General features: G+C 72.1%; 28 protein-coding genes. 22 read left to right on the top strand and 6 right to left on the bottom strand.

Annotated features, from left to right (window positions below; translation table 11 throughout):
• Window positions 1–252 precede the first annotated feature (252 nt).
• Window positions 253–1,563: a DUF1800 domain-containing protein gene (locus BO39_RS02660; protein WP_043829532.1), complete on the top strand. Its 1,311-nt coding sequence runs from the start codon at window positions 253–255 to the stop codon at window positions 1,561–1,563.
• The gene (locus BO39_RS02655) at window positions 1,560–2,750 is read left to right on the top strand and encodes a DUF1501 domain-containing protein (protein WP_043829530.1); all 1,191 of its coding nucleotides are present in this window, start codon (window positions 1,560–1,562) and stop codon (window positions 2,748–2,750) included. The genes BO39_RS02660 and BO39_RS02655 overlap by 4 nt, the downstream gene beginning before the upstream one ends.
• 17 nt (window positions 2,751–2,767) lie before the next feature.
• Here BO39_RS02655 and dksA read toward each other — a convergent pair whose 3' ends face one another.
• Both dksA and BO39_RS33560 read right to left on the bottom strand, forming a co-directional pair.
• Window positions 2,768–3,184 (bottom strand): RNA polymerase-binding protein DksA, encoded by a 417-nt coding sequence (gene dksA / locus BO39_RS02650; RefSeq protein WP_043829527.1) that lies wholly within the window; start codon window positions 3,182–3,184, stop codon window positions 2,768–2,770.
• 147 nt (window positions 3,185–3,331) lie between these two features.
• Window positions 3,332–3,805: a flagellar assembly protein FliX gene (locus tag BO39_RS33560; protein ID WP_169742717.1), complete on the bottom strand. Its 474-nt coding sequence runs from the start codon at window positions 3,803–3,805 to the stop codon at window positions 3,332–3,334.
• Window positions 3,806–4,031: 226 nt separating this feature from the next.
• Between BO39_RS33560 and BO39_RS02640 the strand changes: the two genes are divergently transcribed.
• The 10 genes from BO39_RS02640 (at window position 4,032) to BO39_RS32400 (ending at window position 12,176) form a co-directional block, all read left to right on the top strand.
• Window positions 4,032–5,153: a flagellar basal body P-ring protein FlgI gene (locus tag BO39_RS02640; RefSeq protein ID WP_052401380.1), complete on the top strand. Its 1,122-nt coding sequence runs from the start codon at window positions 4,032–4,034 to the stop codon at window positions 5,151–5,153.
• Window positions 5,153–5,506 (top strand): rod-binding protein, encoded by a 354-nt coding sequence (locus tag BO39_RS02635; RefSeq protein WP_052401343.1) that lies wholly within the window; start codon window positions 5,153–5,155, stop codon window positions 5,504–5,506. The genes BO39_RS02640 and BO39_RS02635 overlap by 1 nt, the downstream gene beginning before the upstream one ends.
• Window positions 5,503–5,934, top strand: coding sequence for a hypothetical protein (locus tag BO39_RS02630; RefSeq protein WP_043829526.1), 432 nt, complete (start codon window positions 5,503–5,505; stop codon window positions 5,932–5,934). The genes BO39_RS02635 and BO39_RS02630 overlap by 4 nt, the downstream gene beginning before the upstream one ends.
• 82 nt (window positions 5,935–6,016) lie before the next feature.
• Window positions 6,017–6,805 carry a RibD family protein gene (locus tag BO39_RS02625; RefSeq protein WP_043829914.1) on the top strand — a complete coding sequence of 263 codons (789 nt, stop codon included), beginning with the start codon at window positions 6,017–6,019 and terminating at the stop codon, window positions 6,803–6,805.
• A complete protein-coding gene (locus BO39_RS02620) occupies window positions 6,802–7,794 on the top strand; it encodes a zinc-dependent alcohol dehydrogenase (protein WP_043829524.1) in 993 nt (330 codons plus the stop codon). Before BO39_RS02625 ends, BO39_RS02620 begins: the two co-directional genes overlap by 4 nt.
• Window positions 7,795–7,801: 7 nt before the next feature.
• Window positions 7,802–8,218, top strand: coding sequence for a 6-pyruvoyl trahydropterin synthase family protein (locus BO39_RS02615; RefSeq protein WP_043829522.1), 417 nt, complete (start codon window positions 7,802–7,804; stop codon window positions 8,216–8,218).
• Entirely contained in the window at window positions 8,215–9,258 is a 1,044-nt protein-coding gene (locus tag BO39_RS02610; protein ID WP_043829520.1) for a glycosyltransferase family 4 protein, read from the top strand. The genes BO39_RS02615 and BO39_RS02610 overlap by 4 nt, the downstream gene beginning before the upstream one ends.
• A gap of 10 nt (window positions 9,259–9,268) precedes the next feature.
• The gene (locus BO39_RS02605) at window positions 9,269–10,135 is read left to right on the top strand and encodes a hypothetical protein (RefSeq protein WP_043829518.1); all 867 of its coding nucleotides are present in this window, start codon (window positions 9,269–9,271) and stop codon (window positions 10,133–10,135) included.
• 1 nt (window position 10,136) lies between these two features.
• A complete protein-coding gene (locus tag BO39_RS02600) occupies window positions 10,137–11,219 on the top strand; it encodes a four-carbon acid sugar kinase family protein (RefSeq protein WP_052401341.1) in 1,083 nt (360 codons plus the stop codon).
• Between the two features lie 114 nt (window positions 11,220–11,333).
• Window positions 11,334–12,176, top strand: coding sequence for a hypothetical protein (locus BO39_RS32400; protein ID WP_052401340.1), 843 nt, complete (start codon window positions 11,334–11,336; stop codon window positions 12,174–12,176).
• A gap of 432 nt (window positions 12,177–12,608) precedes the next feature.
• On the opposite strand, the gene BO39_RS02590 is transcribed toward BO39_RS32400, so the two are convergent.
• Together BO39_RS02590 and BO39_RS02585 are read right to left on the bottom strand one after the other, a co-directional pair.
• Complete coding sequence (locus BO39_RS02590; RefSeq protein WP_043829516.1) at window positions 12,609–13,745, bottom strand: bifunctional 2-methylcitrate synthase/citrate synthase; 1,137 nt, start codon at window positions 13,743–13,745, stop codon at window positions 12,609–12,611.
• 64 nt (window positions 13,746–13,809) lie between these two features.
• The gene (locus tag BO39_RS02585) at window positions 13,810–15,339 is read right to left on the bottom strand and encodes an MmgE/PrpD family protein (protein WP_043829514.1); all 1,530 of its coding nucleotides are present in this window, start codon (window positions 15,337–15,339) and stop codon (window positions 13,810–13,812) included.
• Window positions 15,340–15,440: 101 nt separating this feature from the next.
• Between BO39_RS02585 and BO39_RS02580 the strand changes: the two genes are divergently transcribed.
• The 7 genes from BO39_RS02580 (at window position 15,441) to BO39_RS02550 (ending at window position 20,327) form a co-directional block, all read left to right on the top strand.
• Window positions 15,441–16,370 carry a LysR substrate-binding domain-containing protein gene (locus tag BO39_RS02580; protein WP_052401339.1) on the top strand — a complete coding sequence of 310 codons (930 nt, stop codon included), beginning with the start codon at window positions 15,441–15,443 and terminating at the stop codon, window positions 16,368–16,370.
• A gap of 35 nt (window positions 16,371–16,405) precedes the next feature.
• Window positions 16,406–17,797: a dihydroorotase gene (locus BO39_RS02575; protein ID WP_043829513.1), complete on the top strand. Its 1,392-nt coding sequence runs from the start codon at window positions 16,406–16,408 to the stop codon at window positions 17,795–17,797.
• Between the two features lie 22 nt (window positions 17,798–17,819).
• A complete protein-coding gene (locus tag BO39_RS02570) occupies window positions 17,820–18,098 on the top strand; it encodes a hypothetical protein (protein WP_043829511.1) in 279 nt (92 codons plus the stop codon).
• Between the two features lie 100 nt (window positions 18,099–18,198).
• Window positions 18,199–19,167, top strand: coding sequence for an N-carbamoyl-D-amino-acid hydrolase (locus BO39_RS02565; protein ID WP_043829509.1), 969 nt, complete (start codon window positions 18,199–18,201; stop codon window positions 19,165–19,167).
• Window positions 19,168–19,217: 50 nt separating this feature from the next.
• Window positions 19,218–19,517: a hypothetical protein gene (locus tag BO39_RS02560; RefSeq protein ID WP_156963396.1), complete on the top strand. Its 300-nt coding sequence runs from the start codon at window positions 19,218–19,220 to the stop codon at window positions 19,515–19,517.
• Between the two features lie 69 nt (window positions 19,518–19,586).
• Window positions 19,587–20,000, top strand: a complete 414-nt coding sequence (locus BO39_RS29570) for a hypothetical protein (RefSeq protein ID WP_052401338.1) — start codon at window positions 19,587–19,589, stop codon at window positions 19,998–20,000.
• 60 nt (window positions 20,001–20,060) lie between these two features.
• On the top strand, window positions 20,061–20,327 hold the full coding sequence (locus BO39_RS02550) for a hypothetical protein (protein ID WP_043829506.1): 267 nt from the start codon (window positions 20,061–20,063) through the stop codon (window positions 20,325–20,327).
• Between the two features lie 18 nt (window positions 20,328–20,345).
• On the opposite strand, the gene BO39_RS02545 is transcribed toward BO39_RS02550, so the two are convergent.
• A complete protein-coding gene (locus BO39_RS02545; protein ID WP_245614899.1) occupies window positions 20,346–21,023 on the bottom strand; it encodes an aspartate/glutamate racemase family protein in 678 nt (225 codons plus the stop codon).
• Window positions 21,024–21,124: 101 nt separating this feature from the next.
• On the opposite strand from BO39_RS02545, the gene BO39_RS02540 reads away from it, so the two are divergent.
• From BO39_RS02540 to mtnA, 3 genes are read left to right on the top strand one after another with little or no spacing between them, the layout of a single operon-like run.
• Entirely contained in the window at window positions 21,125–21,601 is a 477-nt protein-coding gene (locus BO39_RS02540) for a DUF983 domain-containing protein (protein WP_084697780.1), read from the top strand.
• The gene (locus tag BO39_RS02535; RefSeq protein ID WP_043829505.1) at window positions 21,594–22,094 is read left to right on the top strand and encodes a UPF0262 family protein; all 501 of its coding nucleotides are present in this window, start codon (window positions 21,594–21,596) and stop codon (window positions 22,092–22,094) included. Before BO39_RS02540 ends, BO39_RS02535 begins: the two co-directional genes overlap by 8 nt.
• Before the next feature lie 4 nt (window positions 22,095–22,098).
• Window positions 22,099–23,196 carry an S-methyl-5-thioribose-1-phosphate isomerase gene (gene mtnA / locus BO39_RS02530; RefSeq protein WP_043829504.1) on the top strand — a complete coding sequence of 366 codons (1,098 nt, stop codon included), beginning with the start codon at window positions 22,099–22,101 and terminating at the stop codon, window positions 23,194–23,196.
• Here mtnA and BO39_RS02525 read toward each other — a convergent pair.
• Window positions 23,193–23,408, bottom strand: a complete 216-nt coding sequence (locus tag BO39_RS02525) for a hypothetical protein (protein ID WP_156963394.1) — start codon at window positions 23,406–23,408, stop codon at window positions 23,193–23,195. The genes mtnA and BO39_RS02525 overlap by 4 nt on opposite strands.
• Window positions 23,409–23,547: the final 139 nt, after the last annotated feature.

Here is a 23,547-nt window from a genome sequence, read left to right as displayed (position 1 = left end):
GAGGGCCCGGCGTCCCGGATGCGGCTGCACGGGCCTTCGCGACCATGTCGCTCCGCCCGTTGCCAATCCGGTCTGCCTGATGCCGCAAGGCTCGGCTGCCACGCCCTTGCCGCGGCGGCACACATGCTCTCGCGTGCGGGATTTTGCAAGCTTTCTCGGCCGCCGCGACGCCTGATTCAGGCGGCCGTGTCACGTTTCGTTGCCAGATCGCCCTTGAGTCGGACTGCCCGCCGGGTGCTACCTTCGGAGCCAATGAGTTCCGCAGGCCATATCGCCGCCCTCCGGTTCGGACTGGGACCGCGCCCGGACGCCCCGCCGCCCGACGACGCGCGGGCCTGGCTGCTCGCCCAGCTCGACGGGCCGCCGGAGGCCATGGACCCACCGCTCGACTGGGAGCAGGACCCGACCCTCGCGGACGCCCTCGCGCTCAATGCCCTCGACCGGCGCAACCGGTTGCCGGCCGGGGAGCGGTCGAGGGGGGCCACCCTCTACGACGCGGAGTTCAGGTCCTATTTCGCGCGGCTCCTCACGACGGCGGCCCCGTTCCGGGAACGGCTGGTGGCGTTCTGGGCGAATCACCTGGCGGTCAGCGCGCGGGAATCGCCGATGCTGCCGCTGGTGGGCGACTACGTCCGGAACGCCATCCGGCCCCATGTCCTCGGGCCCTTCGGGACGCTGCTGAAGGCGGCCATCCGCCACCCGGCGATGCTCACCTACCTCAACCAGGACTCGTCGGTCGGGCCCGACAGCGTGGCCGGGCGGCGGAGCGGACGGGGGCTGAACGAGAACCTTGGGCGGGAGGTGCTGGAGCTACACACCCTCACGCCCGCCGCCGGCTATTCCCAGGGCGACGTGACCGAGTTCGCGCGCCTCCTCACCGGCCTGACGGTTGAGCGGAACCGCGAGCCGCTCGGCACCTTCTTCCGGTCGGCCAGCCACGAGCCCGGCGACAAGACGGTGATGGGCAAGGTCTTCCCCCCCGGGGAGGCGTCGATCGACGCGGCGCTTGACTGGCTCGCCGCCCATCCCGCGACGCACCGCCACCTCGCGCTCAAGCTCGCGCGGCACTTCGTGGCCGACGATCCCCCGCCGACGGTCGTGGAGCGCCTGGCCGGGGTGCTGCGTGACACGGGCGGCGACCTCGGTGCCGTCTCGCGGGAACTGGTGGCGCTGCCCGAGGCCTGGTCGCCCCCGCTGTCGAAGCTGCGCTCGCCCCACGACCTCGTCATCGCCGCGCTCCGGGCGATGGGGGCGGACGCCGGGGCGGCGCCCTTCGCGGCCACGACCGAATTCGCGCTTGGCCAGCGGATCTGGTCCCCGACCGCCCCGAAGGGCTGGCCGGACGTGGCCGATGCCTGGATCCATCCCGAGGGAATGCTCCTCCGCCTCGACCGCATGCACGCGATCAGCGGCCGCTTCCTGCGCCGGGACGCGAGGGAGGCGCTGGAGCTGGCGCTCGGCCCCCTCGCCTCCCCCGGGACGCGGGAGGCCGTGCTCCGCGCCGGGTCCAACCGCGAGGCGCTCACCCTTCTCCTCGGCAGCCCGGAGTTCCAGCGCCGATGACGCGCCACCTTCCCCCCCTCGGCCGGAGAGGGCTCCTCCTCGGCCTCAGCGCGGGCGCGGTTCTCGGCGGCGCGCGGCTGGCGCTCGGCGCCGGGCCGTCGGGCGACCCCCGCCTCGTGGTCGTGCTGCTGCGCGGGGCGCTCGACGGGCTCGCGGCGGTGCAGCCCTATGGCGATCCCGCGCTGGCGGGGCTCCGGGGCCCGCTGGCCCTGGCCCAGCCGGGGGAGGAGGAAGGCCTGCTCGACCTCGGCGGCTTCTTCGGCCTGCACCCGCGCCTTCCGAAGCTTCACGCGATGTACGCGGCGAACGAGGCGATCGCGCTGCACGCCGCCTGCGGCCCCACCCGCTCGCGCAGCCACTTCGTCGCGCAGGACATGCTCGAGATCGGCGCGGAGCAACGGCTCGCCTCGGGATGGCTCAACCGGGCGCTCGCCGGGCTGCCGGGGCACGAGGAGGGCGCGAATCGCGCCGCCTTCGCCATCGGGACCGACCTGCCGCTGATCATGCGGGGCGCGGAGCCGGTGGGGATGTATGCCCCTTCCCGCTCCGACCGGCCGCCGCCCGACCTCTACGCGAAGCTGATGGAGATCAACCACGCGGACCCTCTGACCGGTCCGGCGATCCAGGAAGGGCTGCGGGCCCGCGGGTTCACCGCCGGGGTGTTGCCCCCCGATGAGCAGCGGGGCGGCTTCGTGGAGCTGGCCGGTGCCGCGGGGCGGCTGATGGCCGCGCCGGGCGGCCCGCGCGTGGCGGCGCTGGAAATGACGGGCTGGGACACGCATGCCGGGCAGAACGGCCGGCTGCGCGTGGTGCTGGCGCAACTCGACAACGGGCTGGACGCCCTGCGAGAGCACCTCGGCCCGGCCTGGGCGCGGACCGCGGTGCTGGTGATGACGGAGTTCGGCCGCACCGCGCGCGTGAACGGCAATGGCGGGACCGACCACGGCACCGGCAGCGCCGCCTTCCTCCTGGGCGGCGCGGTGGCGGGGGGGCGGGTCGTGGCGGACTGGCCCGGCCTCGCCGAGGGCCGGCTCTACGAGAAGCGGGACCTGATGCCGACGCTGGACCTGCGGGCGGTGGCGAAGGCGCTGCTGCGCAACCATCTCGGCCTCTCGCCCGCGGCCGTCGCGGCGGCCTTCCCCGGCAGCGCCGCGATCGGGGAGAAGTCCGGGCTGCTCCGGGCCTGACCGGGAGGACGGGGCGCTCAGTCGTCCCGGTGAACGCGCTCCATGCGCTCGTGGCGCTCCTGGGCCTCGATCGAGAGGGTCGCGATCGGGCGCGCCTCCAGGCGGCGAAGCCCGATCGGCTCGCCGGTTTCCTCGCAGTAGCCGTAGGTGCCGTTGTCCACGCGCTCGAGCGCCTGGTCGATCTTGCTGACCAGCTTGCGGGCGCGGTCGCGGGTGCGAAGTTCGAGGGCGCGGTCGGTCTCGACGCTCGCGCGGTCGGTCAGGTCCGCCTCGACGATGCCGCCCTGGCCCATGGAGGAAAGGGTCTCGCCCGCCTCCCTCAACAGGTCCTGCCGCCAGAGAAGCAGCTTCTGGCGGAAATAGGCGAGCTGCCGCGGGTTCATGAAGTCCTCGTCGTCCGAGGGCCTGTAGTCCGGCGGCAGGGTGATGAGCATGGCTTGCATCCTGATGGCCTGGCTCCGAGCCAGCCGGTCACCCGGCCGGTCAGGCAGCCGCGTATAGCGACGGGGATGCGCGCAAAACAAGAGGGCTGACCAGCCAAAGGACTGAAACCGATTGGCTTTCACAACATTGACATCACTTCATCGCCCTGGTCCGGCACCTTCAGGCGACGGGGAGGAGGCCCTGCCATCCCGGCCTGCGAGGCGCAGCCCATGGCGCGCGGCCTCGATTCGCGCCCGTAGCGCGATGCCGGCAAGCGCCTCCGCCAGTACCGGATCTGGCGGCGCCTCTTCCTCAGCCTGCCTCGCCAGCCGCTCGAGCGCGGCAGGGTCCGTCTCCCCCGAGAGCATCGCTGCCTGAAGGGCGGAAAGGTCGCGCAGCATCTCCCGCGCCCGGGCGGCGCCGCGGCGGTTGCGGGCGGTGGCGTCGTCCACCTCCTGCAGTGCCATCAGGCCAAGGGGCGCCACCTCCTCCGTCGCCGCGCTGGCGGCGGCTTCCTGCGCCGACTCGGGAAGGCGGAAACTGCCCGCCCGGGTGCCGCGGGCCGCGCCGGCCCGCCCCGCCGCGAGGGCGCCGCCCAGTCCCGGAACCATTCCTGTCACAGTGCCTACCATCCCATCCTCCTGCCCCCGCGGCCCCGGCCCGCGCCCGGCGCCCGATCCTGCCGAGTGCGGTGGTGAAAAGCACCCTCCTCCCGGCACTTCCTGCCGCCGTCCCCCGCCAATTCCCTGGCACAGCCGTTGCGCTGCTGCTTCGCCAAAGAGATTGCGCCAGGACGGCGCCTGGCTGGAGGTCACCTTGCACGCAACCGGTTTCCGAACCGCGAAGGAGGGGTCCAGGATGGGCCATGTGGCGGGGGTTGTTCTCCTCCTTGCCGCCCTCCTTCTCGGCGGGGTGCTTCTCGTCAGCGGGCCGGCGGCGGCGCAGGTGCGGATCAAGGACATCGCGGACATCGAGGGTGTCCGCGATAACCAAATAGTCGGCTACGGCCTCGTGGTGGGCCTGCCCGGCACCGGAGACCGCCTGAGGACCGCCATCTTCACCCGCCAGTCCCTGGTCGGCATGCTCGAGCGCCTCGGCGTCAACACGCGGGACCAGGAGGCGCGGCTCGACACGCGCAACGTGGCGGCGGTGATGGTGACGGCGAACCTGCCGCCCTTCGCCCGGCCGGGCAGCCGGCTCGACATCGCCGTCTCCTCTCTCGGCGATGCCTCGAACCTGACGGGTGGCACGCTGCTCGTCACGCCGCTGCTCGGCGCGGACGGCGAGGTCTATGCGGTGGCGCAGGGCGCCGTCGCCACGGGCGCGATCGCGGCCCGCGGCGGCGCGGCCTCCGTGCAGCGGGGCGTGCCGACCTCTGCCCGGATCAGCAGCGGCGCCGTGGTGGAGCGCGAGGTGCCTTTCGAGCTCGCCGGGCGCGACCGCATCCGCCTCTCGCTCCGCAATCCCGACCTCACCACGGCTCAGCGCATGGCGGCCGCCATCAACCGCGCGATCGGCAACGGCAGCGCGACCGCAACCGACCCGCGCACGATCGTGCTGATGACCGGCGGCCGCGACGTCGCGCGCCTGCTGACCGACATCGAGCAGCTGCGGGTGGAGCCCGACATGGCCGCCCGCGTCATTATCGAGGAGGCCTCGGGCACGATCGTGATGGGCGCGAATGTACGCGTCTCCACCGTGGCGATCGCCCAGGGCAACCTGACCATCCGCGTGACCGAGACGCCGCAGGTGAGCCAGCCCGGTCCGCTCTCGAACGGCGAGACGGTGGTGGTGCCGCGCACCAACATCCAGGTGGACGACCAGCGAGACCGGCGCCTCGGCATCCTCCCCCGCTCGGTCACGCTCGAGGACCTCGTGCGTGGGCTCAACTCCCTCGGCGTCGGGCCGCGCGACATGATCACGATCCTGCAATCCATCAAGGCGGCCGGCGCATTGCAGGCCGAGCTGGAGGTGCGCTGATGAACGCCCTTTCCCCCACCGACGGCTCCGCGATGGCGCGCACCGCGCGGCGCTTCGAGGCCCAGGCGCTCGGCGCCCTTCTGAAGCCCGTCTATGGCGAGGCGCCGAAGGGCCTGCTCTCCGGCGGCGCGGCGGAGGAGCAGTGGCGGCCCATGCTCATCGAGCAGCACGCCAAGTCCTGGGCCGAGCGCGGCGGCATCGGCCTGGCCAACGCCGTGCATGCCGAGATGCTGCGGATGCAGGCCGCCGCCCAGTCAGGCGAGACGCCCGCAGGCGGCCAGCGCAACGCCCTTCCCTCCATCCCCTCCGCACCCGTGCTGCCGACGACACCTCAGGAAGGAACCCGCCCGTGAACGAGAGCCCCGCGAACCACGCGCCGATGATCCAGGCGCTGCTCAACGCCGGCGTGCGCCTGACCGAGGCGCTGCGCGAGGAGAACGAGGCGCTCGCGCGGCTCGACCTCTCGCGCGCGGCGACGCTCGCCACCACGAAGCTGCAGGCCTCCGACGCCTTCGCGGCCGCCTTCGGCGCGGCGATGAAGACGGGCGGCAAGGCGCAGGGCGAGCTGCGCGACGCGGCCGAGCGCCTGGCCGCGCGGCTGCGCGACCTCTCTGACGAGAACCGCCGGTTGCTTGAGCGCGCGATCGGGCTGCAGTCCCGCGTGATCGAGACGATCGCCGGCGCGGCGATCCCCGCCAGCCGGCCGACGACCTATGGCGGGATGGGCCAGCGTGCGATGGCGCGCCAGACACCCGCGCTGGCGCTCGCCGCGCGCGCCTGATCAGCCTGCGCGGCGCCGCGGCGCGTGATGCGCCCTGGCGCGAGGAGGCCCGCTGGGGCATAGCTCGTGGCGGATGGACGCCATGGCCGAGGACTGCACGACCGAGGAAAGCTGGCCCTCGCTCCTCGCCAGGAAGGCGGGAGCCTGCGACGCCACGCGGCCATCGCGCCTCTTCGACCCCGTGCTCAGCGGTGGGGCGGGCGGCGACGGCTGCCTCGTCATCGGCCGGCTGGCGCAGACGCTGGACGGCCGCATCGCCACCGCCTGCGGTTCCAGCCAGTGGATCGGCGGACGCGGCGACATCCTGCACACGCACCGCCTGCGCGCGCTCTGCGACGCCGTCATCGTCGGCGCTGGCACGGTCGAGCAGGATGATCCGCGACTGACGACGCGCGAGGTAGAGGGCACAAATCCGGTGCGCGTGGTGCTCGACCCCGCCCATCGCCTGCCGGATGACCGGCGCGTGTTCCAGGACGGGGCCGCGCCGACTCTGCTCGCCTGCCGGGAGGATGCGCCGGGTGGGGAGCGGCACGGTCAGGCGGAGGTGCTTCGCCTGCCGCGCGGCGGGGCGGGACTCGACCTCGAGGCGCTGCTGCGGGCGCTCCGCGCGCGCGGCCTCTCGCGGATCTTCGTGGAGGGCGGCGGCGTCACGGTTTCGCACTTCCTGGCGGCAGGACTGCTCGATCGGCTGCACGTCACCGTCGCGCCTGTCATCCTCGGCTCCGGCCGCGCGGCCTTCACCCTGCCGGAAGCGACCCGGATCGCGGACGGGCTGCGCTTCACCTGGACTCCCTTTCCACTGGAGGGCGGCGACATCCTGCTCGATATCCCCCTCGCCCGGGTTCGCCCGCGCGTCTGCGGCGGCGCATGAGCGGCACGCTCACCGCCACCGCCTTCTGGACGACCGGCCCCGGCCAGGGCGCGATCCACGGCGAGACGCTGCGCAAGCCTGGAGCCGGTGAAGTGCTGGTGCGCACGATGGCCAGCGGCATCAGCCGCGGGACGGAGCGCCTCGTATTTCATGGCGGCGTGCCCGAGAGCGAGTGGGCGCGGATGCGCGCGCCCCAGCAATCCGGCGATTTTCCCTTTCCGGTGAAGTACGGCTACGCCGCCGTCGGCGTGGTAGAGGACGGGCCGGAGGACTGGCTGGGTGCGCGCATCTTCTCCCTCCACCCGCATCAGGACCGCTTTGTCGCCCCCCTCTCGCTCTGCGCGCGCGTGCCGGACAACGTGCCGGAGTGGCGCGCGGTGCTGGCCGCGAACATGGAAACCGCGCTGAACGTGGCCTGGGACGCGCAGCCCATGGCCGGGGAGCGCGCGCTGGTGGTGGGCGCGGGCGTGGTCGGGCTGCTCTGCGCCTGGTTGATCTCGCGCTTCCCGGCGGTGGAGCTGGTGGTGGCCGATCCGGACCCTTCGCGCGCGGCCGTCGCGAAGGCGCTCGGCCTGCGCCTCGTCGCGCCGGCGGAGGCGCCGGGCGGGCGGGACCTGATCGTGCATGCCAGCGGCAACCCCGAGGGGCTGCGCACCGCCATCCGCTGCGCCGGCTTCGAGGGGCGGATCGTCGAGGCGTCCTGGTTCGGCGACAAGGAATGCGCGCTGCCCCTCGGCGGGGCCTTCCATGCCGGGCGGGTGAGCATCCGCTCCAGCCAGGTCGGGCAGGTCGCGGGGCCGATGCGCGGTCGGCGGACGCACGCCGAGCGGCTGGCCCTCGCCCTCCGCCTCCTCTCCGATCCGGCGCTGGATGCGCTCTGCGGCCCCATGGTCGCCTTCCGCGAACTGCCGCGCGCGATGGCGGGGCTGCTGGGCGACGCTGCCGAGGGAGGGGCCGCGCCGCTGCTGCCCGTCGTCACCTACGAATGAGAAGAGCATGTACAGCCTGACCGTCGCCGACCACGTCATGGTCGCCCATTCCTTCCGCGGCGAGGGCTTCGGCCCCGCCCAGCGCGTGCACGGCGCGACCTTCGTGGTGGAGGCCGAGTTCCGCGCCCCACGGCTGGACGACGCCAACCTGCTGGTGGACATCGCGGCGGCGCGGGTGGAGCTGCGCCGGATCCTCGATAGCTTCGACTACAACAACCTCGACACCCTGCCCGCCTTTGCGGGCCAGAACACGACCACCGAGTTCCTCTGCTTCCATATCCACGCCCTGCTCTGCGCCGCGCTGGCGGAGGGCAAGCTCGGCGAGGGCGGGCGGGCGGTGCGGGCGGTGAAGGTGCTGCTGCGCGAGAGCCCGCTCGCCTGGGCGGCCTACGAGGCTGACGTGCCGAGCTCCGTCGGCGCGTGAGGATCGCCCTCGCGGTTCCGGCACCTCTCTCCACGGTCAGCGGCGGCTATGGGTATGACCGACGAATCATCGCGGGGCTGCGCGAGCTCGGCCACGATGTGCGAGTGGAGGAGATGCCGGGCCGCCATCCGCTGCCCGACGAGGAGGCGGAGGCCGCGGCGCGCGCAGTGATCGCCCGATTATCACCTGACGAGGCCCTCGTGCTCGACGGGCTCGGGCTCCCCGCCTTCGCGCCACTCGCCGGAGGCGACTGGATGCGGCGCTGCCTCGGCCTGATCCACCACCCCACGGCACTGGAGGCCGGCTTCCCCGAGGCGAAGCGCGATGCTTTGCGCGAGCGGGAGCGGACGCTTTTCCCGCGGCTCGCGCGACTCGTCACCACCTCACGACTCACCGCTTCCCGACTGCCCGCGGATTTCGGCGCCGAGCCCGCGCGCATCGGGATCGTAGAGCCCGGCACGGAGCCGGCGGCCCGTGCGCGCGGGTCGGGGGGAACCGGATGCGCCATCCTTTCGGTCGCGACCATCACGCGGCGGAAGGGGCACGACGTGCTGCTGCGGGCGCTCGGCCGGCTGACGGACATCGAGTGGACGCTCACCATCGCAGGGGCACCGCGCGACCCGGGACTTCTCGACGAGCTTCGCGCCCTTGCCGATTCTCTTGGCATCGGGCCGCGCGTTGCCTTCGTGGGGCAGGTAGAGGGCCAGGCGCTGGAGGCGCTCTACGACCGCGCCGACCTCTTCGCCTCCGCGAGCTGGTGGGAGGGATATGGCATGGCCGTCGCGGAGGCCCTGTCGCACGGCCTGCCGCTCGCGATCACCGAGGGTGGCGCACTGGCCGACCTCGCCCCGCGCGACGCCGCGGTGGTTTGCGCGCCCGGCGACCACAACAGCCTTTCCCGCGCCATGCGCCGGCCCATCTACGACAAGGGCCTGCGCGAGGCGATGGCGGACGCCGCCTGGCGCGCCGGCACGGGGCTTCCCCGCTGGGAAGACCGCGCGGCCGCCTTCGCCGCAGAGATAAGGGCAGCCATCGCTTGAGCACCCCCGCATGACCGAGAGCTTCGACGCCGACTGGCTGGAGCTACGCGAGCCGCACGACGCGAGGGCGCGCAGCATCGCCCTGGCGCTGGCGCTGTCGGAGGCACTGCCTGCGCGCCCTCGGCTGCTGGACCTCGGCGCCGGGACCGGGAGCCTCTTCCGCTGGCTCGCGCCCATCCTGAACCGCCCCCAGGCCTGGACGCTGGTGGATGCGGACGTGACGCTGATCGAGTTCGCCTTCGACACCATCGCGGACCGCGCGGTTTCCGTCGGCTTCGAGGTCTCGGCGCCGAACAAGCGGACGCTGCTCGTGCATACCCCCTCCGGCGCCTGGCGCGTGGACGGGCTGGTGCGGGACCTCGCGGACGCGCCCGACGGGCTGCCGCTCGAGCGCGCGGATGCCGTGGTCTGCACAGCGCTCTGCGACCTCGTCTCCCGTTCCTGGGTGACGCGCATGGCGGAGGAGCTGCAGCTTCCCTTCTACAGCGCGCTGAACGTCGCCGGCGACGCGCGCTTCCTGCCGCCGCATCCGGCGGACGGCCTCGTCGGCCGCGCCTTCCGGCGGGACCAGGGGCGCGACAAGGGCTTCGGCGGCCGGGCGCTCGGGCCCGGTGCGGTGGGCGCAATGGCAGCGGCCTTCAGGGAGGAGGGATACGCGGTGGCAACCGCTCCCTCCCCCTGGCGCATCGGTCCGGCGGAAACACGCATGCTGATGGAGCTCGCGGGCGGGCATGCTTCGGCCGCGCTGGAGCAGCTTCCGCGCGGACGAGCCGCGGTGCAGGCCTGGTCGGCCGCGCGCAGGGCACAGGCGCGGCGCGGCGGGCTGCGCGCCGTGGTCGGCCACACGGACCTGCTCGCCCTGCCCAGGACCCGCTGAGATGGCGCGCCTCGGAGCTATCGCGGAGAGCCTTGCGGCCGCGCTCGAATTCGGCGCGGCGCTCTCGGCCGAAGGGATCGACACGGCGCTGGTGCCCGGCACCTTCGAGGGCGCGCTGCCCAGGGCGGAGGCGGTGGTGGTGATCGCGCCGCCGGACGGTCTGGCGGCCTGCGACGCGCTGCTCGCGGCCGGCGCAGAGCGAATCGTGCAGGCCATTGCCGCCGATTTCGAGCCCATGGCGACGGGGCGCCTCGCCGACGCGCTGCTGCGCCGGTTGAGGACGAGCTTCGCGCCGATCGTGCCGGCCGATCCCGCGCGGGGACGCACCGTCTATCTCGGGCACCTCTTCCTCGGCACCGCGCCGGCGTCGGGCGAGGCGAACCTACCGCGTCGCCTCGCGGCGGGGACCGAGGAGCCGGTGGGGCTGATCCCGTTTCGCGTGGTCGAGGCGGGCGCGGGCGCGATCCGTACGGAGATGTCGCGCCTTGCGGAGTGGGGCCGGCGCTACGCGGTGGTGGATGGTCTGACGCAGACGCACCTGCAGGCGCTGGGCGAAGCTGCCGGCACGCAGGGACTGCTTATCGGTGGCGCGGGCCTCGCCTCCGGCCTCGCACAGCACCTCTCCCGCGCCGAGCGCCCGACAGAGGCGCCGCACGGCCCCGGCGCGGTTCTCGTGTGCTCCGGCGCACGAGAGACGCTCTCCCAGGCCGGGCTCGCGCGGCTCTATGCGCCGACGCACGACCTGCGCGACGCAGAGGGGCTGGCGGCGGCGCTCGACTGGGCTGCGCCGCTTCTGTCCGAGGAGGCGCCGGTGGTGATCGCCGCGCCGAAGCGGGCGGACCTGGCGGGGGAGCTTGCGAAGGGGCTGGTGGCGCGCGGCGTCACGAGGCTGCTCGTCGCGGGCGAGGAGGCGTGCGAGGACGTGGTCGCGGCGCTCGCCCCACGCTCGCTTCGCCTCGGTGCGGAGCCTGGTGCAGGGCTGCCCTGGTGCGCGGTGGAGGGAGCGCCGCTCCACCTCCTGCTCAAGCCCGGAGCCGCGGGTGCGCGGGACATCATGCTGAGCGCCTTCGCCGCGCAGGCATGAAAAAAGGGGGCGCCGGAGCGCCCCCCTTCACGGTGATCGCGGAGCGATCAGGTCGCGTCGCTGCTGGACTGAGCCTCCGTCTCCGGCGCCGTTGTCTCGGGCGCGGCGGAGGCAGTGGCCTCGGCCTTCCGACGGGCGCGGGTGGCGGCACCCTTCTTCGCGGCTTCGCTGCGCGCCGAGGTCGTGGCGCTCTTGCGGGTGGCCGTGCTGCGGGTCGCGGCGGCGCGCTTGGCGGGCGCCTTCGCGGCGGTCGAGCGCGTGCTCGTCGAGCGGCTGGCGGTCGCGCGCGTGCTCGTCGCGGCCTTGCGGGCCGGTGCCTTGCGGGCCGTCGTCGCGGTGGTGCGCTTGGCGGCGGTGCTGGTGCGGGACGCCGCCGGGCGACGGGCAGTCGCGGACTTCGCGGCGGTCTTCGCGCCAGTCGCGCGCTTCGCGGGGGCCGCCTTCTTCGCGGTGGCCGTCTTGCGGGCAGGCGCCGCCTTGCGCGCGGTGGTGCTGCGCGTGGAAGCGGTCTTGCGGGCGGGCGCGGCCTTCTTCGCCGCCGTCGTGCGGCGCGTGGTGCCGGACTTCGCCGCGGTCTTGGTCGCAGTCCTCGTCGCGGCGGTCTTGCGGGCGGGGGCCGCCTTCTTCGCGCTGCGGGCGGTCGCGGTCGCCTTCTTCGCGGTCGCGCTGCCCTTGGCGGGGCCGGGCTTCTTCGCGGCGGTCTTCGTGGTCTTTGCGGCCGGCTTCGCGCGGCCGGCGGTGCTCGCCTTGCGCGTGCCGGCGCTGCGGCGCGTTGTGCTCATGGCCATCGCGGCCGCTCGGGGGGTCTTCTCTTCGCTCACGTGCTGGATCTCCTGGGGGTTTCGTGCCGGATGGGTCACGTCATGGGCCAATACTGTCCCGAGGACGCGCCCACCTGTCGGGAGGGAGGCGTCACAGGGTCTTCGCAGCGCGGAAGCGGGGCGGCCAAGGGCCTGACGCGCGCCGGGGCCTTGCCCTCTGGCGGCAGCGCCACGCCGTGCCGGGCTTCGTGCGGTGTCCGGCATCCTCCTTCGAGGATCACGTTCCGCTCTCGCCCCTGGTTCAAGGTGTCATCCGAGGATGCCAGGAACCGTCCTTCCGTGTTGCGTCGCGCCGATCACCGTCACCAGCGTCGCTTTGGGCCGAGCAGTCCGGTGCATGGAGTGAGCACAAGCTGCTTGACAGCATCGCGTGCGAATCGCGTGTGACCGTTCATGCGCTCGCCACGCTATCTTCACGCACAAGCATGTTGTCAACGGAAAGACGCAGCACGCGCATTTATTTTGACGTGCATCCAAATCACGCTGCAGTGCGTTGCGCTGCGCCACGATCGTTAACGGACGCGCAAGCAGCGCGTCCGTTCGTCGTGGTGCCTGTCAGCTGAGCGCGTCAGCCGCGCGCGGACATCGACGGAACCGTGCGCTGCGCGACGCCCGTGTACTCCGAGAGCGGACGGATGAGGCGGTTGTCGGCGGACTGCTCGATGACGTGCGCGGCCCAACCGGTGATGCGGGACGCGACGAAGATCGGGGTGAAGAGCGGGATGTCGAAGCCCATCAGGTGGTAGGCGGGACCCGCGGGGAAATCGAGGTTCGGGTGGATGTTCTTCTTCGCCAGCATCTCCGCCGCCAGCAGCCGGGACATCTCCATCCAGCGGCGGTCGCCCACCACCTCGGCCATGCGCTCGGCGTACTTCGTCATCGTCGGCACCCGGCTGTCGCCGTTCTTGTAGACCCGGTGGCCGAAGCCCATCACCAGCGCGCGGTGGTCGAAGCGGGACTGCAGCCACTCCACCGCGCGGGAGGGATCGCCGATCTCGCTCAGCATGTGCATCACCGCCTCGTTGGCGCCGCCGTGCAGCGGACCCTTCAGCGCCGCAATGCCCCCGACGACCGCCCCGTGCAGGTCGGCGCCGGTGGAGGTGATGGTGCGGGCGGTGAAGGTGGAGGCGTTGAAGCCGTGCTCCGCGTAGAGGATGAGGGAGACGTCGAAGGACTTCACCACCTCCGGCTGGGGCACCCGGCCGAAGACGAGCTGGAAGAAGTTCTCCGCAAAGGTGAGGGAGGCGTCGGGCGCCTCCGGCGGCAGGTCCTTGGAAGCGCGGTGGGCGGCAGCGATCGCCGTCGGGATCTTCGCCAGCAGGCGCATTGCCTTGCGGCGCGTCGCGGGCTCGGACACGTCGCCCGCCTCCGGATCCTCCATCCCCATGAAGGAGACGGCCGTGCGGATGGCATCCATCGGGTGGGCCCCGCGCGGCATGGCGCGGATGACCTCGTGCAGCGCGGGGCTCAGCGCGCGCTCGGCGGCTTCCTCCGCGCGGAAGTCGGCGAGTTGGGAGGCGTTGGGCAGCTCCCCGTTCCAGAGGAGGTAGGCAACCTCCTCGAAGGAGCAGTTCTCGGCCAGGTCCTGCACGGGGTAGCCGCGATAGGTAAGGCTGTTCGTCTCGGCCATGACCTTCGAGACGGCGGACACGTCGGCGACGACGCCGACGAGTCCCTTGCGGATGTCGGGCTTGGTTTCGCTCATTGGTTGCTTCCTCTTTCCGTGTGGGGCGGGCGCGCCGCCGGGTCGGCCGGCGGCGCGGGTGCGATCAGAAGATGCCGGGGCCGCCGACGGTGAGCTTGCCCTCGGGCAGGCGCACGTTCAGCTGGTCGAGCTCCCCCGCCTTAAGGTTCGGCAGGTTCTCCGCCGCCGCGATGAAGCGGTCCTGCTCGGCCTTGTCGATGATGCCGTCCGTCAGGATCCGGAACTTGCGGATGTAGTCCGCGCGGCCGAAGGGCTTCGCGCCCAGCGGGTGCGCGTTGGCCACCGCCAGCTCATCGGTCAGCACGGTACCGTCCTTGAGGGTGATCTCCACCCGGCCGCCGAAGGCAAGCTCGTTCGGGTCGCGCGAGTGGTAACGGCGCGTCCACTCCGGGTCCTCGCGCGTTTCCATGCTGTGCCAGAGGCGGACCGTCTCCGGGCGGGCGGCGCGCTCGGGGGCGTAGCTGTCCACGTGGTGCCAGCGACCGTCCTCGAGCGCGACGGTGAAGATGTACATGATGGAGTGGTCCAGCGTCTCGCGGCTGGCCTTCGGGTCCATCTTCTGCGGGTCGTTGGCGCCGGTGCCGATGACATAGTGAGTGTGATGAGAGGTGTGGAGAAGGATCTTCTCGACCTGGGAGAGGTCCTTGATCCGCTCCCGCATGCGGAAGGCGAGGTCGATCAGCGCCTGGGACTGGTACTCGGCCGAGTGCTCCTTCGTGTAGCTGTCGAGGATGGCGCGCTTGCCCTCGCCCGGCGCGGGCAGCGGGACCTCGTAGTAGACGGGCTCGTACACGTCGCCCTGATAGCGATGGGTGCGCCCGGCCAGCACCCAGGCGATAACCGAATCCTCGCCCTCGTAGATCGGGCTCGGCGCGCCCTCCCCGCGCATGGCGCGGTCCACAGCCTCGACCGCCAGCTTGCCGGCATGCGCGGGGGCGAAGGCCTTCCAGGAGGAGATCTCGCCCTTTCGGCTCTGGCGGAAGGTCACGGAGACGTGGAGGGCCTGCTGCACCGCCTGGAAGATCGTCGCCTGGTCCAGCCCGAGCAGCGTGCCGAGACCGGCGGCCTGGGCGGGGCAGAGATGGGCGATGTGGTCCACCTTGTGCTCGTGCAGGCAGATGGCGCGCACGAGGTCGATATGGATCTCGTAGCCGGTGGCGAGGCCGCGCAGCAGCTCGGCGCCCGACTTGCCCATCGTCTGCGCCACGGCGAGGATCGGCGGGATGTTGTCGCCGGGGTGCGAGTAGTCGGCGGCAAGGAAGGTGTCGTGCATGTCGAGCTCGCGCACCGCCGTGCCGTTCGCCCAGGCTGCCCATTCCGGCGAGACGCGCTGCGAGGGGTCGAGCCCGAAGACCGTCGCGCCGCCCGGGCGCGGGTGGCCGAGCGCCATCTGGCGGGCGGAGGTGGGCGCGGAGCGGTTGATGGCGGCGATGGCGACGGAGGCGTTGTCGATCACCCGGTTGATGATCATCGCCGCCGTGTCCTCGGGCACGGGCACGGGATCGGCGGCAACGGCCGCGATCTTCCAGGCAAGCTGGTCCTCGCGCTTCAACAGCGCCTTGGACGGATGGACTTTCACGGCATGCGACTGCATTGGCGTCTCCCTTGGAATCCTACGTCCGCGGTTCTGCACCCGGCGCGCTTGATCGTCCAATCCGATTGACGGGACTGCGCGATAGGCTTCTCGTATGAGCGATGGATTTCCGCCTCGTCCGCCGGCTCGGCCATTTCCTCGCGGTGGCGGAAGAGGGGCATTTCGGCCGCGCCGCCGCACGGCTCGGCCTCTCGCAGCCGCCGCTCACCGCGCAGATCCAGGCGCTGGAGAAGGAACTTGGCGTGCGGCTGCTGGAGCGCGGTGGTCGCGGCACGCGCCCCACGCGGGCGGGGGAGGCGCTGCTGCCGCTCGCGCGCCGCCTGGCCGAGGATGCGGGCGCGCTGGAGGCGCTGGCGCGTGAGCTGCGCGCGGGGCGCCACGCGCCGGCCGCCATCGCCTGCGTCACCTCCGCGCTGCTGGAGGAATTGCCGCCCCTCGTGCGCGCCCTCTCCGCCGCGCGGCCGGAGGCGGCGGTGTCGGTGCGCGAGATGGACACGGCGGACGCGATGGAGGCGTTGCGGCGCGGCGAGGTGGACATCGCCCTGCTGCGCGACGACCGGGCGCGGCCGCCGATCCGCATCCGCCCGCTCGGCGAGGACCACCTTCTCGTCGCGCTGCCCGAAGGGCACGCGCTGCTCTCGGCCCCCGATCCGCTGCCCCTCGCGCTGCTCGCGGACGAGGCGATGCTGATGCTGCCGCGCTCGATTTCGCCGGCCTATGCGGATGCCATGGTTGCTGCCTGCCACGGCGCCGGCTTCGCGCCGCGGGCGGTGCGGGAGGTGGGCTCGGCCATGGCGCAGCTTGGCTTCGTCGCGGCTGGGCTGGGCGTCGCCCTCGTCTCCTCGGGCATGGCGCGGCTGCGGCCGCCCGGCGTGGCATTCCGCGCGCTTGCCGGCCCTATCCGCGCGGTGGGCGTGGCACTCGCCTGGAACGCCGAGCGGGAGGGCGAGGTGACCTCCCTCGCCCTGTCGCTGGTGAGGGAGCTTTTCCCGGCGGCGCGCGGGATACACGGGGCGGGCGATCTGCCCTAACCTCCGGCGCACCGTAGCAGAGCCGGGACCAGAGCATGAGCCAGACCTTCGACCGCGTGATCCTTGGCGACCTCGTCCTGCCGGACAGGATCCTTCGGGACGGCTACGTGGCCGTGCGCGGCGAGACGGTGGCGGCGATCGGCGAGGGCGAGCCGCCGGCGGCGACGGCGACCGAGGACCATCGCGGCCGGCTGGTCTTTCCCGGGCTGGTCGACGGGCACATGCATACCGCGAGCTCCATCGGCTGGCCGGGGATCGAAGGCGCGACCATGTCCGCCGCCGCCGGCGGCGTGACCACTTGCGTGGACATGCCCTACGACATCCCCCTGCCCGTGACGGACGCCGCGATCCTGCGCGACAAGGTGGAGTGGCTGCACCGCCTCGCCCATGTGGACGTCGCCCTCTATGGCACCATCCGCAAGGAAGGCGGCGTCGAGGCCATCGCGGGGCTCGCCGAGGCCGGGGCCTGCTCCTTCAAGTTCTCCACCTATGAGTACGACGCGGTGCGCTTCCCCCGGATTGACCCGGGCCTGATGCGCGAGGCCTTCGCCGAGATCGCGAAAACGAACCTCATGGTCGCCGTGCACAACGAGGACCAGGAGCTGGTGATGAAGCTGACGGCCGAGGCGAAGGCCGCCGGGCGGACCGATCCCATCATGCACTGCCGCACCCGCCCGCCGCTGGCCGAGAACCTGGCGAACCTCGCCATCTTCGAGATCGGGCTGGAGACGGGCGCGCATGTCCATATCGCGCACTCCTCCCTCGCCCGCGGCTTTGCGATCGCCGAGGATTTCCGCCGCGCCGGCGCCCGCTCCTCCGGCGAGGCCTGCCTGCACTATCTCTGCATGACTGAGGAGGACATCGTCCGGCTGGAGGGGTTCGGGAAGTGCAACCCGCCCTTCCGCACCGCCGACGAGGTGGAGCGCATGTGGGCCGCGCTGCTGGCCGGCAAGGTCGCCTATATCTCGACGGACCACGCGCCCTGGCAGCGCGAGCGCAAGGTCTACCAGGGCGACATCTTCGCCCTCGGCGCCGGGCTGACAGGCATGCAGAGCTTCGCGCCTGTCATGTTCACCCTGCTGGAGGAGCGCGGGCTGCCGCTCACGCTCATGGCGCGCTACTGCGCGGCGGAGCCCGCCCGCTACCACGGCCTCGCGCCGAAGAAGGGAAGCATCGCGGTGGGCGGCGATGCCGATCTCTGCGTCATCGAGCGGGGCGACTTCGTCTTCGACCAGGCGGCGATCCTCGACCGGCCGGAGTTCCAGCACTCCGCCTATCATGGCCGCGCCCTTCGCGGGCGCGTCGCGGCCACTTACCTGCGCGGCCACTGCGTGTGGGATGGGGCGCAGGTGCTGGCGAAGCCCGGCGACGGCCGCTTCGTGCCACGCCAGAACGCGCTGCCCGTAGCCCTGCCCCCGGCCGCCTGACGGGAGGGAGGGAGAGGAAGCGATGAGGCAGCCGCTGCTTTACGCCGTGCTCGCCGCCCTGCTCGGCTTCGGCGGCTGGGTATGGCTGACAGGGCCCGGCACCTCCGTGCCGAACGCCTTCATCGCTCTACTCTGCGGAGTGCTCTGCGGCCGCGCGGGCTGGTGGCTCGCCCTGCGCGTCATGCCGGAGAATCGCGTCGCTGAGCCGACGAGCGCGGAAGCCGCGCCTCCGCCCTCCACCCGCCGCGCCCCGCCGCCGGTGGACCGCACGCCCTGGCGCCGGCCCGACGGCACGACCTGAGCGGCATCGGCCGGCACGCTGCTGCCCGGAGACCACGAACCGCCTGTTCTGACGCGCGCACATATATAGTGTGCGCGCACCACCACGGAGAGTGCACCGCATGTCCCGCCGACTGACCGTCGCCGCCGCCCAGCTGGGCCCCATCCAGAAGGACGAAGGACGCGAGGTCGCCGTCGGCCGCATGGTGCGGCTGATGGAGGCGGCGCACCGGCGCGGCGTGGAGGTGGTGGTCTTTCCGGAACTCGCGCTCACCACCTTCTTTCCCCGTTGGTACGAGGAGGACCGCGCAGCCGCGGACCACTGGTTCGAGACCTCCCTGCCCTCCAATGCCACTGCGCCGCTCTTCGAGGCCGCGCGCAAATACGGCATCGGCTTTCATCTCGGCTATGCGGAGAAGACGCCGGAGGGGCGCCACTTCAACACCGCGGCCTATGTGCATCCGAGCGGCGAGATCGCGCTCAAATATCGCAAGGTCCACCTGCCCGGCCATGCGGAGCACGACCCGATCCGCACGGTGCAGCACCTGGAGAAGCGCTACTTCGAGGTGGGCGACCTCGGCTTCCCCGTGGTGCGCGCGCCCGTCGGCAGCGCGGGGCCGGTGAACATCGGCATGCTCATCTGCAATGACCGGCGCTGGCCGGAGGCGTGGCGCGTGCTCGGGCTGCAGTCGGTCGAGCTGGTGATGCTCGGCTACAACACGCCGAGCCTGAACATGGACAACCGCGGCTTCGAGGCGCACCACCTGCGCGTCCTGCATTCCCACCTCTCGATCCAGGCGGGGTGCTACCAGAACGCGACCTTCGGGATCGCGACGGCCAAGGCCGGGGTGGAGGACGGGCACGAGCTGTTCGGCCACTCCATCATCGTCAACCCGCAGGGCGAGATCATGGCCCAGGCGACCTCCTGGGATGATGAGCTGATCACCGCCGATCTCGACCTCGACATGTGCCGCCTGGGAAGGGAGACGATTTTCAACTTCGCTGCCCACCGCCGCGTCGAGGCCTATGGCCGCATCACCGCGCAGACGGGCGCGGAGACGCCGTCGGTGTGGGAGCCAACGCGCGGCTGACGACAACCACGATGCCCCGGGGCGCGTTGAGGCCCCGGAGGTATCCCGCCATGCGCCGTCTCGTCCTTTCCCTGGTTCTCGCCGCGGCGCCTCTCGCGCTCGCCCATGCGCAAAGCCCCGCGCAGCGCGAGGCGCAGCGTCAGGTAGCGCGTGACCAGGCGGAGGACAGGGTGGACGACGCCGCGCGGGAGTTGGCGACCGGCGGGAGGACCAGCGGTCCGGCGCTTGTCGAGGACCTGAATCGCGACCGGCCGACCCTTACGCCCGAGCGCCTATCCACGCCCGGCGTGACCTCCCGGACGGTGCCGGAGTCCAACATCCCCCTGCTGAGCGACAACCCGCAGCGCTGAGCCCGACCCGGCAACGACGGCGGACGGGCGGCGTTCTCCCCATGAAGAATAGTTCACGGGGAGCGAGAGATGCGCCGCCAGTTCCTTCTTTCTGCCACGCTCGGCCTGCTTGCCCCCCTGGCGGCCGGCGGCGCACGGGCGCAGGACATCAACCAGCTTCTCGAGGGTGCGGTGCGCCAGTTTGGCGGTGGCAACTCCGAGGAGGCACGCCGGCGTGCGGAAGAGGATGAGCGCCGGCGCCGCGACGAGATCCGGCGCGACGAGACTCGCCGGGAGCGCGACTATGACCGCCGCAGCGACCGCGGTTACAATGATGAGCGCCGCTCTGACCGCGATCGTCGCGACAGCCGAGGCTATTCCGACGACCGCGGGCGGTCAGACCGCGACCGCCAGTTGGCCGAGCAGCAGCGCCGGCTGGACGAGGAGCAACGCAGGCTAGCCGATGAGCGGCGGCGCCTCGACGACGAGCGCCGCCGGCGCTGAAGCGCAGGCGCGGGCAACCGCTTCGGTGCGGCGACGTTGGGGGTGAAGGAGAAACGTGCCATGCGCCCTCGTGACGTCGCCCTGATCGCCGCTCTGGGCGTGTCGCTGCTCTCCGCCGCACCGGCCAGTGCCGGGGATTCTCTATTCGGCGACATCCTCGCACTGCCAGAACCGCCGGCGCTCACGGTCGGCTCCGAGGCGCAACATCGGGAGCGCGAGGCGCGGAACCTTCGCCGCAGCTACTGGGAACGTGAGCGCCGCCTTGTGGCGGCCGAGATGGCAGGTTCCGCCCGCGACGTCCGGAGCGAGATCGCCACCGTCCGCTAAGGCGGGGACCGGCCGCCTTCAGGCGACCGCAAGAAGTGCCTGGGCTGCCGCCGCCGCGCAGGGCTCGATGACCGGCACGCCGAGCGCCGACTGGAGGAACGCGTGATGGCCTGCCATCCCCGTGCAGCCCAGGACTACCGCTCCGGCGCCGGCGGCTACAAGTTGGCGCCCCGCCGTCAGCAGCGCCGCTCGTGGCCCTTCCTCGTCCATCAGCTCGGTCATGGTCAGATTGAGCGCCACGCTGCCCACGAGCTGCTTATCGATCCCGAGCGAGAGCAGCACACGGCGCTGCCGCTCCTTGCTTGCCTCCACAAAGGCGATGACGCCGAAGCGGTCGGCGCGTGCGAGGGCGCCCAGCGTGGCCGCCCGGAAGCAGCCGATGACCGGGCGGTCCGTCACCTCCTTGACCGCCTCGACGCCGGGATCGGAGACGCAAGCGACGACATAGGCATCCGCCGCCTCCCGCTGCACGGCGGAGACCAGCGGCAGGGTGGCCGAGTACCAGTCGCGCCAGCTTGCGATCGCCGGCGGACCGTCTGGCAGGCCGATCGTGTCGAAGCGGGCATGTCCTGGCCGCGCATACGGCGCGACGGCGGCGGCGATCCCTGCCGTGCAGGCCGCGTCCTGGTTGGGGTTCACGATGAGGATGCGCCGTTCCATGCCGGGGATGGTGACGGCCGCCCGGCAGGGCGGCAAGCCCGCCCCAGCCTTGCCGCGCCTCCCGCGGGCGCCCATATTGCAATGCAACAAGACAGGGCGGGATCGCGTTCAACCCACCTGTCCGGAGGATCGATGCCATGCCCGTCCAGCCCGGCGTACCGCAGACCGTCGCCACCTGGCGGCCCGAATCGGCCCTTCGCGCCGAGGGTATCTCCCCGCCCTCCTTGTGGACCGGGGTCCGCCGCGGCCTTGTCGGGCGCTGCCCGGTCTGCGGCCAGGGCCGGATCTTTCAGGGCTACCTGACGGTCGTTCCCGAATGCGCGGTCTGCCACGCGCCGCTCGGCGTGTTGCGGGCCGACGATGCGCCGCCCTATATCGTCATCTTCCTGGCCGGCCATCTCCTGCTGCCGCCGATCTTCTGGATCGAGCGCGCCTATGAGCCGCCGATGTGGCTGCACATGGTCGTGTGGCTGCCCCTCTTCGCCATCATCTGCACCCTGCTGCTGCGCCCCGTGAAAGGGGCAGTGGTCGCCTGGATGCTGCGACTGGGCTTCGCCGACGGCGAGCCGCCGCGCGACGGGCCTAACCCTCCCGGAGCCCTGCGAGATGGCTGAACTGGCGCTGGCGGAGCGGGAGGTCGTGTCGCGGGACATCATTCGGATCGAACTGCCGGATCATGCGCCGCTCCCCTCCCCCTTCGCGGAGGCGGATCGGCAGCAGGCCGTGGCAGACCTGCTGGAAGGTAACCGCTTCTCGCCGGAGGGGCTTCCGCCCGGCCCCTATGTGCTGCACCTCGCGCTGCGTGACGGGCGGCTGCTGCTCGATATCCGCGACGAGGGCGACGCGCCGCTGCACGCCTACATGCTCGCCCTCGGCCCGTTCCGTCGCCTGATCAAGGACTATCAGATGGTCATCGAGGGTCACGAGCAGGCGGTGACCGAGGGCGCGGCCGAGGCCCGTATCCAGGCAATCGACATGGGGCGCCGCGGCCTGCACAACGAGGCGGCGGAGCTGCTGCGGGAGCGGCTGGATGGCCGGGTCGTGCTCGACTTCGAGACGGCGCGGCGCCTCTTCACCCTTGTTTGCGCCATGCACCAGCGGATCTGAGCCCTTGAACATCGACGGCACGCCCCATCGCAGCGTCTGGCTGGAGGAGGACGGCCATTCCATCGGCATCCTCGACCAGACACGGCTTCCCTGGGGGGTGGAAAAGCTTCGCCTCTCCGACGAGGAGGCAGTGGCAGCGGCCATCCGCACTATGCAGGTGCGCGGCGCGCCACTTATTGGGGCGGTCGGTGCCTATGGGCTGGCCATGGCACTGCGTCGGGATCCCTCGATCGGGAATCTCGAGCACATGGCGGCCATGCTGAACGAGACGCGGCCGACGGCGGTGAACCTGAAATGGGCGCTCGACCGCATCTGCGCGGCCGTCCGCAACCACCCGCCCGAGCGCCGGGCGGACGCCGCCTATGCCGAGGCTGCCGCCATCTGCGACGATGACGTGGACACAAACCGCCGCATCGGTGCGCACGGCTTGCCGCTGTTGCAGGAGATCGCCGCCCGCAAGCCCGCGGGCGAGCCGGTGCGGGTGCTGACCCACTGCAACGCCGGCTGGATCGCGACGGTGGATTTCGGCACCGCCCTCTCGCCCATCTATCAGGCGCACGACCTTGGCATGGACGTGCATGTCTGGGTGGACGAGACGCGGCCGCGCAACCAGGGCGCGGCGCTCACCGCCTGGGAGTTGGGGGCGCATGGCGTGCCGCACACGCTGGTCGCCGACAATGCGGGCGGCCACCTCATGCAGCGCGGACTGGTCGATATCGTGCTGGTCGGCACCGACCGCGTCACCCGCCAGGGCGACGTGGCGAACAAGATTGGCACCTATCTCAAGGCCCTGGCCGCACGGGACAATGGCGTGCCCTTCTGGGTCGCCCTGCCCCATTCGACACTGGACATGAAGGTGCGCGACGGGCTGGCCGAGATCCCGATCGAGGAGCGCTCGGGCAGCGAGGTGACGGACGCAACGGGCCGCCTGCCCGATGGCACGGTCGCAACCGTGAGGGTGGCCGCCGAGGGAACCCCGGCCGCGAACCCGGCTTTCGACGTGACGCCCGCCCGCCTGGTGACCGGGCTGATTACCGAGCGCGGGCGCTGCGAGGCAAGCGAGGCGGGGCTTTCGGCCCTCTACCCCGAGAAGGCCGCTTAGGCCGAGAGGGCGCGGCCCGGCGTGTGACGGGCCGCGACAAAAGCGCGGCGCTCCAGCATGGCGAGGCCGGCGACGATCGTGAGGCCACCCAGGGCAGCGCCGGGCGCCGTCAGGTCGGCCATCGCGCCGCCCGTGCCGCCGAGCACGGAAACAACGGTGGAAAGAATCACGACGAGGCCAGTGGCCACGAGGGAGAGGGCGATGCGGTCCATGGCAACCTCCATCCCGGCGATGCGCCGGATGACCACCGGATAGAACGACCACCACGCGGCAATCGCGCGACCGGATGATGGCAGGAATGGGGCACGTGCAGGGCGGAGCCTCCCCCCCTCTCCACGGCCCGGAGCTTGC

Origin of the sequence: Roseomonas aerilata DSM 19363 (genome assembly GCF_000711725.1) — a bacterium.
Taxonomy (GTDB): domain Bacteria; phylum Pseudomonadota; class Alphaproteobacteria; order Acetobacterales; family Acetobacteraceae; genus Roseomonas; species Roseomonas aerilata.
Note: the sequence above shows the minus strand (reverse complement) of the source record. Positions and strands in the feature narration are given on the sequence as shown.